Annotated in this window: 11 protein-coding genes; 5 read left to right on the top strand and 6 right to left on the bottom strand. The window is 69.8% G+C overall.

Annotation, left to right across the window (positions count from 1 at the left end; all coding sequences use genetic code 11):
- Positions 1–11: 11 nt before the first annotated feature.
- Positions 12–1,133 (bottom strand): ABC transporter substrate-binding protein, encoded by a 1,122-nt coding sequence (locus GA0074694_RS25760; protein ID WP_091462602.1) that lies wholly within the window; start codon positions 1,131–1,133, stop codon positions 12–14.
- Between the two features lie 368 nt (positions 1,134–1,501).
- On the opposite strand from GA0074694_RS25760, the gene GA0074694_RS25755 reads away from it, so the two are divergent.
- The 3 genes from GA0074694_RS25755 to GA0074694_RS33805 all read left to right on the top strand — a co-directional run bounded on the left by GA0074694_RS25755 (position 1,502) and on the right by GA0074694_RS33805 (position 3,545).
- The gene (locus GA0074694_RS25755) at positions 1,502–2,302 is read left to right on the top strand and encodes an IclR family transcriptional regulator (protein WP_176738123.1); all 801 of its coding nucleotides are present in this window, start codon (positions 1,502–1,504) and stop codon (positions 2,300–2,302) included.
- Between the two features lie 389 nt (positions 2,303–2,691).
- Complete coding sequence (locus GA0074694_RS25750) at positions 2,692–3,423, top strand: hypothetical protein (protein ID WP_091462600.1); 732 nt, start codon at positions 2,692–2,694, stop codon at positions 3,421–3,423.
- Positions 3,414–3,545: a hypothetical protein gene (locus GA0074694_RS33805; RefSeq protein WP_281190332.1), complete on the top strand. Its 132-nt coding sequence runs from the start codon at positions 3,414–3,416 to the stop codon at positions 3,543–3,545. The genes GA0074694_RS25750 and GA0074694_RS33805 overlap by 10 nt, the downstream gene beginning before the upstream one ends.
- Before the next feature lie 76 nt (positions 3,546–3,621).
- Here the strand turns inward: GA0074694_RS33805 and GA0074694_RS25745 are convergent, their stop codons facing one another.
- Positions 3,622–5,154: an alkaline phosphatase D family protein gene (locus GA0074694_RS25745; protein ID WP_176738122.1), complete on the bottom strand. Its 1,533-nt coding sequence runs from the start codon at positions 5,152–5,154 to the stop codon at positions 3,622–3,624.
- 222 nt (positions 5,155–5,376) lie between these two features.
- Between GA0074694_RS25745 and GA0074694_RS25740 the strand changes: the two genes are divergently transcribed.
- Positions 5,377–6,207 (top strand): PIG-L family deacetylase, encoded by an 831-nt coding sequence (locus GA0074694_RS25740; protein ID WP_091462598.1) that lies wholly within the window; start codon positions 5,377–5,379, stop codon positions 6,205–6,207.
- A 77-nt stretch (positions 6,208–6,284) separates the two neighbouring features.
- Here the strand turns inward: GA0074694_RS25740 and GA0074694_RS25735 are convergent, their stop codons facing one another.
- Both GA0074694_RS25735 and GA0074694_RS25730 read right to left on the bottom strand, forming a co-directional pair.
- Positions 6,285–7,334, bottom strand: coding sequence for a PDDEXK family nuclease (locus GA0074694_RS25735; protein WP_091462597.1), 1,050 nt, complete (start codon positions 7,332–7,334; stop codon positions 6,285–6,287).
- Positions 7,335–7,423: 89 nt separating this feature from the next.
- A complete protein-coding gene (locus tag GA0074694_RS25730; protein ID WP_091462596.1) occupies positions 7,424–8,440 on the bottom strand; it encodes an acetylxylan esterase in 1,017 nt (338 codons plus the stop codon).
- A 389-nt stretch (positions 8,441–8,829) separates the two neighbouring features.
- Here GA0074694_RS25730 and GA0074694_RS25725 point away from each other — a divergent pair, with 389 nt between their 5' ends.
- Positions 8,830–10,761, top strand: coding sequence for a hypothetical protein (locus GA0074694_RS25725; RefSeq protein ID WP_218105808.1), 1,932 nt, complete (start codon positions 8,830–8,832; stop codon positions 10,759–10,761).
- Positions 10,762–10,998: 237 nt separating this feature from the next.
- Here the strand turns inward: GA0074694_RS25725 and GA0074694_RS25720 are convergent, their stop codons facing one another.
- Both GA0074694_RS25720 and GA0074694_RS25715 read right to left on the bottom strand, forming a co-directional pair.
- Positions 10,999–11,472, bottom strand: coding sequence for a hypothetical protein (locus GA0074694_RS25720; protein WP_091462595.1), 474 nt, complete (start codon positions 11,470–11,472; stop codon positions 10,999–11,001).
- Between the two features lie 230 nt (positions 11,473–11,702).
- The gene (locus GA0074694_RS25715; protein WP_091462594.1) at positions 11,703–12,935 is read right to left on the bottom strand and encodes a PucR family transcriptional regulator; all 1,233 of its coding nucleotides are present in this window, start codon (positions 12,933–12,935) and stop codon (positions 11,703–11,705) included.
- Positions 12,936–12,967: the final 32 nt, after the last annotated feature.

Genomic DNA, 12,967 nt, shown 5'->3' with positions numbered 1-12,967 from the left:
GTGGGTCCGGCTCACGGCTTCCACGTCTGTGCCTCTTTCACCACAGCCTGCGCGTCGAAGTCGTTGTACTCCGGCACGAGATCGTTCGCGTGGAGCGGCGTGGGATCGAGTTTCTTCTTCACGATGCCGGCAGTCAGGGCAAAGTCCAGCCATGCCTGAACCGCCCCGTCGGGGTACTTCCCCCAGCTCGAGTTGGCCGCCGGATCACCGGCGGTCAGCCGCTCGAGTCGTGCGCGGAATGCCGTCAGATCGGTGTCGAGCTGGTCCTCGAGTGACTTGCCCGCCACCCGTGTCTCGGGATACTCCGAGTACATCACCTGAAGGGCGGCGGCCGGATTCTCCGACGCGAAGACCGTCGCCTTGGCCATGGCCCGGCCGAAGCTCGCCAGGGTCTTGGACTCGTTCTTCAGGAAGTCCGGTGTCACGAAGAAGGTCGTGGAGAACAGCGGGTCGATCTTGTCGTGGCTGAAGAACCGCAGTTTCATGCCGGATTTCTCCATCGCGGCGTACTCGGTGTCCCACAGCGAGAGGGCGTCGACCTTCCCCGACTTCAGAGCCTGTAGTGCCGGCGCGCCGGTTCCGGTGGCCACGAAGCCGACGTCGTCGGCGTCGACCCCGCCGAGCTGGAGGATTCCCTCGGCGAGCAGCACGTTGCCACTGCCCAGACTGTCGGCGCCGATCGTGGTGCCGGCGAAGTCACCGAGGTCCCGGATCGGTGAGTCGGCGGGAACGGCGATGCTTCCGGTGGGAGCCCGGAGATAGTTGTAGACCATCACCAGTTCCTCGCCGGACTTGCCGCGCTCGGCCAACTGGTAGATCGGCTCCGACGTGGAACTGCCGATGTCGATTTGGCCGGTCAGGGTGCTCTGCACGCTCTCCGCACTACCGCCGGTCGTGACGAACTTGACGTCGAGGCCCTCGTCGGCGAAGTAACCCAGGCCCTGCGCGACAGCGATCGGGCTGTTGTTCGGCCCCATGATCGTGGGCACACCGACCGAGATCTGTTTGAGTCCCTTCGCTCCGTCGGCCCCGCGGGAGCCATTGGGAGGAGCGATGCAGCCAGCAATCGACACGGTCAGCAGAGGGCTGAGAAAAGCAACGAACAAGGCTCGTCTTCTGTGCGTGAATGGCATCCTGGCCACCTTCGCTCGGCTCGGAGAGTTCTGACCCGTGTCACGATGTGGACACCTTGTCTACATCGTGGCGACGACAGCGACCCTAAGGCCGTGCCGGACGGGTGTCAACAACTCGATCAAGGGCTTGACCAGGCCGGGTGGTCGCCAAGGGGCACCTCATCCGCCCGGCTCCGGGGCCCTCCAGTCGCCCCGCACAACGGGAGGCTCCGTCGCGGCCCGGGATGCCATCGGTGCGTACCGATCCGAGCCGGGTCGGGAAGGTGGTTGACGTCCCGGCACCTTCAGTGAATCGGAGGTGCGTGCTACGATGTGGGCACCCTGTCTACATCGCGCCAACAGTACTCGGGCCCTGGAGACGAATGCCAATGACTTCCATCAAAGTGCTCGACAAGGCGGTGGCGGTCCTGGATCATCTCGCCGAGACAGGGCAGGCCACGCCGGCGGAGATCTCTGCGGCGATCGACGAACCACGCGGAACGGTCTACCGCCTGATCCGCAACCTCGCGCAATACGGCTATCTCGAGCCGACCGCAGATGGAAGCTCGTTCCATCTCGGTGGACGCCTCTTCGAGCTCGGCACAATCGTCGCGGCTCGCTTCGCGGACCTGCAGTCCACTGCCGGGCCCGCGATGGAACGCCTGAATCGCGAGACCGGACAGACGGTCTTTCTCACGGTGCGACGGGGGCTGCGAGCCGTGTGCCTCGAGCGACTCGACGGACAACAGATCCAGGTGATGATCCTGCCCCGAGGGGGATCGGTTCCGCTTCACGGTGGCTCAGGCGCGCGCGTCCTCCTCGCCTACGCGGACCCGCAGGTTCAGCAGGAATTCCTCGGGCAGCCGTCGCTCGACGTCTTCACGCCGTCGACTCCTGCCGCCGACGCTCTGCGAGACGAGCTCGCGAAGATCCGGGGTAACGGGTACTGCGTCTCAGTCGATGACGTCGTGCCGGGGATCGCCGCCGTCGGAGCGCCCATTTTCGATCAGAAACACGAGTTCAGAGCCGCGATCTCGGTCGCTGGCCCCGTCCCGTCGGTCGTCGACGAGATGTCCGAGCGTACGCGGACACTCGTGATCCAGGCGGCTACAGACGTATCCACGGCTCTCGGTTGTCGCTCGTACGCGGAGGCGGTCCGGAAGGCCGCTTCAACAACACCGTCCACGTGAGCTGTGAGGGTCAACCACCGGCCATACCGATCATCCGGCACCTTCCAGGAGTGCCCAACCTGCTGAAGGTGTACGCGTACAGCGCCGCTGTCCTGAGCCACCGCTCCACGGCCTGCGGGCCCGGGTCGAGGGGTCGTCGGTTCGAATCCGGCCGTCCCGACGCAGGTCAGAGGACTGATCCGGATATCGGGTCGGCCCTTTTCGGCGTTCTGGGGACCACGCCGGTCAAGTGCGCCGCCCGGTGTTGCTCTGGCGTTGGTCACGTGTAGAACGTATGTGCCGTCGGCCCTGGAAGCGAGACCGCCCTCGCATCATTGCCGTCCTGAACGGGAGAAGCGCCCGCAGGATGCCTCCGTCCTGATCGATCCCCTCGGGCGTCGTGGCGGACGATGGCCCGAGCGCTGCTGCTCGTGGCGATCGCCCTCGCGACCCTGCCGATCACCGGAAACCGGCCGGCCTACGCCACCGTGCCACTCCTCACGACGGCGCAGCGACAGGCGTACCTGAACTACTACGCCCCGGTGATCTTCAAGCGGGCCAACGAGGACAACGGCCAGGACGGCCGCGACTGGCTGACGAACTACAACCAGCAGCGGGTCCGCCTCTGCGTGGCGTCGGTCGGTTTGGCCTTCCTGGGGCTGTTCGTGCTCTCCACCGGAGAGTGGGCTCCCAACTACCGTTCCGGGGACCGGCCCGAGACCATCATGGACGTGAGCTGCGGCGGTGCCGGTGGCAGCCCGAGCTGCATCGAGTACGTCGCCGGTTACCAGTGGCCAGTCGGCCCTGGTGAGCGGGTCGACACCACCTTCAGGTTCCCGAACCGGCAACGGGTGATCCAGTTCCAGGGTATGGGCGGTGAGTTCACGCTCCTGCCGTCGAACGACTGCGCCAACGCCGTCCTGAGGTGGCAGATGAGCATTGACGGGCAGTTGTGGCGGTCGGGTGAGGTCCACGCCACCACAGGTCGACTCGACACGCCGCGGGTGGCCCCGCAGCAGGCAAAAACCGTTGTGGTGTCGGCGCGTCGCGTCGACACCGAGCCATGCACGGCTGTCCTGCACTGGGACCGCCCGACCGGGCAGTACCGGGGCGTCACCAGCGGATTCGGCCCGTGGGACTGACACGTGCCGTCGACGGCCTGGCGGCGGGCGTCACCGGACCAGGGTGGCCCGGGGACGTCTCCGCAACCCGCCGCTGGGTGGACACCGCAACGATCCGGGCGATCGCCACCCGCTGCTGCTGACCGCCGCCGGAGCGGTCTCGACCAGTTGCAGCCTCCGGCAGTGTCCGCACGTCCTAGATGTACTGCGGCGGCCCCGTCAGGCCTTCTGGTGCACGGGCTGGTAGACGGTGCCCGGCGCGTCGCCGGCATCGAGGTGCCACGGTGGTTGGCCGGTGGCCGTGCCGTTCGGGTCGTCGGTCTGGTCGCCGACGACGTAGCGCACCTTCCAGCCGGTCGGCTCGGCGGTGCACTCCATGTATCCGTACCTGCCGTTGTAGGCGCCGCGGATCTCGTCGTCGGGGAGGAAGTGGTTGCTGGTCTGGCTGGTCATCGGGGCGTTGATGAACTCGGTGGCGACGAACGGGCTCGAGTGGTCGCGGAAGCGGCGCACGTGGGTCACGATGCCGCAGTGGATGTCGCCCGACAGCACGACCGGGTTGAACGTGGCCGGTGTGGCGGCCTTGCGCTCCTCGAGGACGGCCGTGACGCGGTCGCGCACGCCGGTGAACCCGTTCCAGCCGTTGTTGCCGCCGTTCCACCAGATCGGCGTCGGCGTCGCCAGCGCGGTCCATGTCGCAGTCGTGGTGCGCAGCCAGTCGAGCAGGTCGTCGGTCTGGGCGTTGCCCAGCAGCGACGTCCCGCGGTACTGACGGACGTCGGTCAGGTACAGGTCGAGGTTCGTGCCCCAGGCGATCCGCCGGTAGAGCGCGAGGTGGTTCTTCGTGTCGCCGAGCGGGCCGGGGTGCCCGTTGCGCAGCGGCATGTTCTCCCACAGTGCCTGCAGGGCGCGGTTGAACCGGCGGATCTGACCGACCCCGGTAAGGTCGCCGCCGCGGTAGTCGTTGAAGAACTCGTGGTCGTCGGGCATGACGTACACCGGGAACCGCCGGTGTACCTCACGCAGGCTGTCGCGCAGCCTGTACTGGCCGTAGCGGGTGCGGTAGTCGTCGAGTGAGCTGATCTCCCGCGGCGGGACGTGCGCGGCCCGCCCGAACTCGTAGAAGTAGTCGCCGAGGAACACGACGAAGTCGATGTCCTCGCGGCCGGCAAGGTGATCGTGGCCGTGGAAGTAGAACTCGCCGCCGTCGGCGCGGGCGACGTTCTGGCACGTGACCACGGCGAACCGGGCGGTACGGTCGTCGTCGGCCGCGAACGCCGTGTGCGTGCGGCCGACGGGGCTGCGGAGGACCGTGCCGTCCGGTCCGTCGACCTCGAACTCGTAGAAGTAGTGCCGACCGGCATCGAGCCCGGCGACGTCGACATGCACGGAAAACCCGTTGTCGGCGACCGCCACGGCCGCACCCGAGGCGATCCACCTGGACGGCGCGCCCAGGTGCGACTCGGTCTTGGCGAGGCGCCAGCGAACCGGGACCTCGGTCAGGTCGCCCATCCCGAACCGGGACGACGGATCGAGCGGCTCCGGGGCGAGCCGGGTCCAGATCACGACGCGGTCGGTCAGCGCGTCGCCGGACGCGACACCGAGCGTGAACGGATCGCGGCCGACCGGCGACACGGCGAGCGCGCGCCCACTCGTGGCAGCCACGGTGCCCGCCGCGAGCAGCCCCGCACCCGCCAGCGTCAGAAACCGCCGTCGACCGAGACCGGCTTCGTTCACGTCGCTCTGCCCCATTGAGTTCTCCAAATCGTTGCGTTTCCGGCGGGAACGTAACAACGCCGGCCTGCGCGTCGTGGTCGGCGCCGCGAACGGCAGGCGGCGCGTAGGCGAACTCGTCGGGAGCGTGCGGCTCGCGCATCCGGGGAGCATGGAGAGGCGCGAGCAGACGGTCAGTTGGTCGAGGCGGCGGGCCCGCCGGGGCGCTGGAGCGTCGGACGTCTCTCGTATCGTGGTGGGGTGGCTGAGCGATCCCTGACGTTGATGGCGGTACACGCGCACCCGGACGACGAGGCGTCCAGCACCGGCGGCGTCCTCGCGCGGTATGCGGCGGAGGGGATCACGACCGTGCTCGTGACCTGCACGGACGGGCGGTGCGGCGACGGTCCCGGCGGAGTGAAGCCGGGCGACCCGGGGCACGACCCGGAGGCCGTGGTGGCGATGCGCCGGGCCGAGTTGGCGGCCAGTTGCGAGGCGTTGAAGGTCACGCACCTGGAGACGCTCGGCTATGCCGACTCCGGGATGACGGGGTGGGCGGCCAACGACGCGCCCGGCGCGTTCTGGAACACGCCGGTGGCGGAGGCGGCCGACCGGCTGAGTGAGTTGTTCCGGCGCTATCGACCTGACGTCGTCGTCACCTACGACGAGAACGGCTTCTACGGCCACCCGGACCACATCCAGGCGCACCGCATCACGATGGCCGCCGTCGAGCGGACGGACATCCCCGCGAAGGTGTACTGGACCACCGTGCCGCGTAGCGCGTTTCAGGAGTTCGGCCGCGTGATGAAGGAGATCGGCGTCGAGTTTCCCGAGCCGGACGGGCCGTCGGACGCAATGCCGCAGCTCGGCCTGCCCGACGACGAAATCACCACCTGGGTGGACACGCGCGGCTACAGCGCGCAGAAGTTCGCGTCGTTGGCTGCGCATGCCAGTCAGGCCGAGAACATCTTCTTCCTGCAACTCGGCCAGGAACAGTTCACCGAGCTGATGGGCGTGGAGACCTTCGTCCGGGTCCGCGACACCACCGATGCGCCGACGCCCGAGGACGACCTGTTCGCCGGACTGCGCTGACAGGAGCACGCATGGCGGCTGGGCCGCCACCGCCGCCATGCTCGTGCGCCCGGCGGCGCAAACACGTGGTTGGCGTCTCAGGTGCTCGCGCGCTGGAAGCCGACTCGTGCGTCCGGGAACGCATCGCGCAGTGCGGTGAGCATGGGCTCGGTGTTGCGTCCCCATATCCGGCGCACCACCCAGGTCGTGCCGTTCTCCACCAGGGCGTGGTCGGTGAACCAGCGGCGGACGTCCACGTCCGGGTACTGCTCGGCGAGCGCGGCTTGGACCTCCTCGTCGGTGTGGTGCTCTCCCCTGAGCGGTCGGAAACGGCCGGGTGTGAGGACCTTCCCGATGGCTGCCGCCGGCACCTCTCGCGCCACCAGACTCTCGATCATCAGTCGTACCGCCTGGCGTTTGTTCTGGTCGGGCAGCGGCTGGCCGTCGATGACGATGTGGTAGCGGGTCCAGTCCCGGTTGTCGCTGCCGCGCCGCTCCTGTTCCGTGGCCTTGCGTCCGACCCGGATCTGGTAGTCCGCCGCCTCGGGCAGCGGGATGACCTGCTGGATGTCGAGGAGGATCCGCCCGTCGATCTGGTACGGGATGAGGCGTACGCAGCGGACGTCCATGCCCTCGAACCGGTTGAGCCACAGCACGGCGGTGGTCAGCTCCCGCCCGAAGTCGGCCGAGACCAGGATGATGCGTACGTCCGACGAGACGATCGGGGTGTCGTCGTTGTCGCCGACGTCCAGCCAGCCGAGCAGCTCGGCGCGCGCGTCGACCTCGTCGTCCGGCCGTGTCCTGACCAGGTGCGCCTCGTAGGCGGCGACCACCTCGTCGAAGCTCATGGCCGACACCATCGCCGCGTACCGCAGCGCCTGGAGTTCCATGTGCCCGCCGTCGTCCGTGCGCTTGAGCTCGATGACCACGAGATGCCCGGCCTTGTCGATGGCGAGCAGGTCGATCCGTCGCCGGGAGTCCTCCCAGTTGCCGAACTCCTCGGCCACGACCAGAAGATCGGGGCTGAGCACGGCGATGTCGTCCCGGAGGAGTCGTTGCAGGTCCTTGCGCTCGTAGAGCCCGAGGGCGGCGAACCGGGCCGCGTCGTGCCGCCGCAGGTGGTCGCCGTCGATCTCGTACAGTGGCACGCCGCCTCCCGCCGATCGCCTCTCAGGACATGATGCCTCGTCAGTGCGCGACCCTGTTCGCTGCCGCCGCTGCCGCCGGGTGCCGAGCACTAACGATCGCCGGGTTGGCGACACGCCGGACGGGGCCCACCTCCGGCGGCGAGCACCTCGGCGAAGAAGCGCAACCGGACCTCGTCCTGCACCGACTCGCCGCCCTCGTGTCCGTTGAACGGGTACACCTCGATCCGGGACGGGCCCGCATAGTGGTGGTAGGCGCCGAACACCGTCGACGCCGGGCAGCTGGCGTCCATCAGCGCCACGCTGAACAGTGCCGGGCAGCGCCCCCGGGTGGCGAAGTTGACCCCGTCGACATAGCTCAACGTGTCGAAGACCCGCTCCACGTTGCCCCGGTGGACCTTCAGGTAGTTGACGATCTCCTGGTAGGGGCCGGCGGTGGCCAGCTCGGCACCGCGCCGGAAGTCACAGAGGAACGGCACGTCGGGCGCGACCGCGCGCAGCCGGGGGTCGAGGGCCGCGACCGCCAGCGACAGCCCGCCACCCTGGCTGATCCCGGTGGCGACCACCTGGTCCGGGTCGACCAGCGGATGCGCCCGGGCCGCCTGGACCGCGCGTACCGCGTCGGTGACCACCCGACGGTAGTAGAGGGTCCGGGGATCGAGCACGCCCCGGGTGACGAAGCCGGGATGCTGCGGGTTCCCGCCGTCCGGCTCGCGGTCGGGGGTCGCTCCGGCGCTCCACCCGCTGCCCTGGCCGCGTACGTCCATGAACAGGTGGGCATAGCCCGAGGCGGCGTAGAGCAGGTTCTCGTGCGGCAGACCCCGCCCACCGCCGTAACCGGGAAACTCCACCACGCAGGGCAGCGGTTCCTCGGTACCGGCCGGCACGGCGAGCCACGCCTTGACCCGGTCGCCGCCGAAGCCACTGAAGGTCACGTCGTGGACGGTGATCACCCGCAGCGGCGAGTCGACCGGCTCGAAGGTGGCGTCCAGCTCGTGTCGGGCCGCCGCGGCCAGCGTGTCGGCCCAGAACTCGTCGAAATCGGCGGGCTCGCGGCGCACCGGCCGGTATCCGGTGAGTTCGGCCAAGGACAGGTCGGTCAGCGGCATGACGTACCCCCATTCTGTCTGGTCGCGTCGGCCGAACCGCACCAGCGACGGTCACGCTGAGTGTCGACTGATGTCCCGCAGGAGACGGACGGGTTACGGCCGGATGTCATCCTTGGCCGCGGTGAGCATCCGGGTCAAGGGCCCCGAGCGTTGTCCCGACCGTCGAGAAGTGCGACGCTAATCCGTATTGGCGTCTTGACTCCACGGATCACCCGGGATCAAACTCAGCACTCGGGCAGGCCAGTCTCCTGCCGCTCCCTCCGCCACTGATGACTACGGGTGGTCGTGCCCCGACGCCGCCCTCGCCGCGACCGCCGGTCGGTCCCGTGCCTCGTCCGAGTCGCCGATTCCGCTCCGACCCGCCGGCCCGTTCCGACAGGAGGACCACCATGGCCAACGATCCGACCCCGACCATGTTCAGCCGCCGAGCGTTGCTGGCTGCCGCGGCGGGCGGAGCGGCGTTGCTCGCCGTACCGCCCCGGGCGGTCGCCGGGACGCTGGAGACCACCGCGTCGAGCCTGCCGCTGCTGGCCCCACTGCCGCCGGGAGCGCCGGACCGGACCCTGTTCGTTCCGCTGGAACAGCGGTACGCCGGCTACCTGGCGATCCTGCCGGCGATGACCAACGACATCGAGGACGGCGCCCGCCGCGGGTTCATGGGCGGTGGCTGGTGGCGCTCCCCGAACGCGCCGTACAACGCCCGGGTGCAGGAGCACGTCTACACGTTGAGCTGGTTCCACGCCAACCAGCGGCCCTGGAACCCGTACGCCGGGGACGCGGCGCTGGCCGGACGGCTCGACGCGGCGCTCGGGCACTACCTCGGGCTCCAGCACGACGACGGTTCCTGGCCGGAGTACAACCCCGACGAACACGCGTTGGCGGCCACCGGCTTCGGCCTCGGTTACCTGGCCAAGACCCTGGCCAACCTGCGCCAGTCGGCCGCGCTGCCGCAGCGGCGGGCGGAGATCGAACGGGCCCTGCACGCCGGGATCGGCTGGCTGCTGGATCCGGCCAACCGCATCTGGAACACGCCGGTCGAGTGGACCAACCAGGTGGCGGGTGGCCTGGCCGGCTCGGCCCTGGCGCTGCGGCTCCACCCGGACGCGGCGCTGGCCGCCCGGCTCACCGAGCGGATCGACTTCCTGGCGGAGCACGGGCAGAGCCCAGCCGGCTTCTTCTACGACCCGACCGGCATGGACATCAACTACAACTTCGAGGTGATGCTGCCGGAGATCGCGGAGATCTACCTGCTCACCGGCAACCGGGCCGTGCTGGAGATGGCCCGCCGGTTCACCGAGTGGTTCGGCTACAACCTGCTCCGCGAGCCGGACGGATCGGGCTGGCTCACCTACTATGCGGTGTCCGCCCGGACCAGCGTCGCCTACTACGACAACGTGATCCCCGACCCGGACCGCAGCAACCTCGCCTCGTTCTTCGTCCCCGACCTGCCGGAACTCGGCGCGTTCTTCACCTCCACCGAGGACCGGGCCGCCGCCCGCGCCGCCTGGGCCGCGGAGCCGGGGCCCGCCCCGGGACTGGCCAAGCAGGACACCTCGCCCCGGATCATCGCGCACGCGCCGTACGGGGAGACGCTGCCGAGCAACGCCGAGAAGGAGCGGGCCATCGCGGCGCTGCCCTACCTGCGGAGGCCGGAGTTCGCCGAGGTGCGCAGGGACACCAACTTCAACCAGGACTACCTCTACGTCAAGCGGCCGCAGCTCTATTTCGGGGCGTTCTTCGGTACCCGGCCGACGAGTACGGTCCGCAGCGGACCGGGTTTCCTCTGGCACCCGGCGGCTGGCACGATCGTGCACGCCCAGCAGACCGACACCGGCTGCTGGTCGACCCTGCTGCCCAACGGCAACCCGGACGGCCGGAGCAACCTCGTCGCCGAATACCAGGTGGGGGACCGGGAGTGGGACGGGAAGTCGCTGTCCCCCGGCAGCGCGCCGGTGCGGGTGCGCTACCGCCTGCCGGACTCGCGGATCACCACCGAGCTGACCGTCACCCGGGACAGCGTGGTTCGCTCGGTGCGGGTCACCTCGACGGCGACCGAGCAGATCCCCCTGGTGCTGCAACCGGAGGACGTCGTGACGTTCGCCGACGGCACCCCGGTCGCGTACGGCACCAACGCGACCGCCCGCACCGACGGCTTGACCATCCGTCGCGGCGGAACTGTCATCACGGTCAGTTGGGACAGCGTACGGCCGGCCACCGTGACCAGCACGTCCCGGACCTATCTGCGCGACGCCCGGCGACGGGCGCACATGCTGCGGGTGCCGCACGAGGGTCGGATCGAGGTGACCATCGCCGTGTCCTGACCGTGCGAAATGGTGTCGACGAGCTGCCGGACCGGTCGTCCACCGGTCCGGCAGTCCGCTCCCGGCGTGCTGGCGCGACGCCGCCGGCCGGCCCCCGTCCCGGGCATCGTCGGGGTGTCCCGCCTCTTCGTGCGGCCGGGCGCGTGCCGCGTCGAGCCGGTGACGGTCGCCGAGCGGTGGATCGGTGGTGCCCGGTCGGGTGAGGCTCCCGCACGGCAACCTCACCCGGGTTGCGTATCAGCGGAAGGACAGCCTCGCCTGGTCGATCGTGGTGGTGCTGGGGCAGAGGAAGCCCGAGACGCGGCTGGCGGTGTAGGGGCCGCCGACGTAGTCGCGGGTGGTGCCCTGGCGGGTGAACACCGCGTTGCTCACCCGGTAGCGGCAGGTGATCCCGATGAGGGAGACGCTCACGTCCACGGCGTCCGCGGTACCGGTGGCGTTCGAGTCGTTGAACGTCACCGTCGGACTGTTGTTGAGCGTGACGGCCGTGCCGTCACCGCACCGGAGGTTGCCGCCGGGCGGGTTGATGCTCGCGCGGTCGATGGTCAGCGTGCGGGGCGGGTTGGCGCTGGTCCGGCCGTTGGTCCAGGAGCAGACCGCGCCCGCGGCGGTGATGCTCCCGTCGACCAGGTTGCTGGCGGCGTGGGCCGGTTGCGCTCCGGCGAAGATGACGGCCAGCGCGGCAAGTGCTGTCAGCTTGCGGTGTCGCATGACTCGCTCTCCTTGTGAGTGAAGTAGCCGGGACATGTCGCAGCTGTTAACACGTTACGTTAAATGACGTGTATCAATGCGTCAAGATGTCGGGCCGTCGCTGACCAGGGGATTCGTTCGTTCGGTCGGGTGTGGGTCCTCCTGATCCGGGCCGGCCGCGCGAGGTGTCGGTGGTGGCCGGTGTCCGGGGAGTCCCGGCCGGCGGGCCCGGCTCAGGGCGGTGTCGGGCGTCAGTCGTCGGCCGGGGCCGGGCGCTCCGGGAAGGCCAGGGCCAGGGTCAGCTCCAGCACCGTGGCCGGGTCGGTGAGCCGGTCCCCGTACAGCTCCCGGAGCCGGCCCATCCGGTAGCGGACGGTCTGCGGGTGGACGAAGAGGTCGGTCGCCACGTCGTCGCGCCGGCCGTGGTGCAGCAACCACGACCGCAGCGTGTCGGCGAGGCGGTGCGCGGTGGCCGGCGGCAGTGACGCCAGCGGCTCCAGCGCCCGGCTCCGCAGGTCGGCCAGCCCTTCCGGATCCATGCCGAGCACCAGTTCGGCCAGGTGTCGCTCGGTGTCCAGCGGCTCGCCGTCCGCCGGTGGGTCGATGTCCAGGGCCAGCAGCCGGCAGGCCCGGCGGAACGACGCTTCGACCCGGTGCCAGGGGCGGGCCGGCCCGAGCACCGCGCGGCGTCCGCGCAGCACCCGGGCCAGCTGCCGTCGCTGGGCTCCGTGCATGTCCGGTACGAGCAGCACGGCGGTCTCCGCACCCGGTTCCGGCCCGGGCAGGTCCTCGCCGGCCTCCAGGGTGCGCGGGCTGAGCAGGGCGAGCGGACCCCGCAGGCTCGTCCGGGGAACCAGGACGGCGGTGAGGGTCTGCGGCGGTGGCCAGTCCGCCCGTTCGGCGCTGGACAGCAGCACCTTCTCCGGCTCGCCGGCCAGCAGGTGCTGGGCCAGCCGTTCCAGGTTGCGCCGTCGGGCGCGTCCGGCGCTGGCCAGCTCGTCGGCGTGCCCGGCCACGCTGGCGGCGGAGAGTTCGTCGATGTAGGCGAAGAGCAGCTCGGCGAACTCCGCCACCGTCGCGGCGGGGAGCCCGCTGCGGACCGTCGTGGTGGACATCTCCCGCCAGGCGACCCGGGCCCCGATCCGGTAGGCCGCCAGCAGGGCGTCCATGCTGCGGCCGGAGCGTGCCTCGCCGCTGCCGAGGGCGTACGCGGCCTCCAGCGCGGGGGCCAGGGGGGTGCTCGGGTCGCTGCCCTGGGCGTGTTCGAGCAGGTTGAGGAAGGTGCCCAGGGCGATCTGCACGGCGTTGGAGATCTTGTCGCGCATCTGGCCGGTGAGCGTGCCGGAGTAGCTGGGCACCTCGGCGGTGATTGCGCTGACCGTCCGCTCGGCCAGCAGCGGGAGCTGGTCCTGTAGTTCCCGGGCGACCCGCTCGTCCAGGGCCAGCCGGGCCGCCTCGCGGGTGGCGCGGGAGGTTTCCGCCATTTTTTGTTCCCTCCGCACAAGAAGGTGAGGCT

This window comes from Micromonospora inyonensis (genome assembly GCF_900091415.1).
In the GTDB taxonomy this organism is placed as follows: domain Bacteria; phylum Actinomycetota; class Actinomycetes; order Mycobacteriales; family Micromonosporaceae; genus Micromonospora; species Micromonospora inyonensis.
This window is presented reverse-complemented; position numbering and strand designations above follow the sequence as displayed.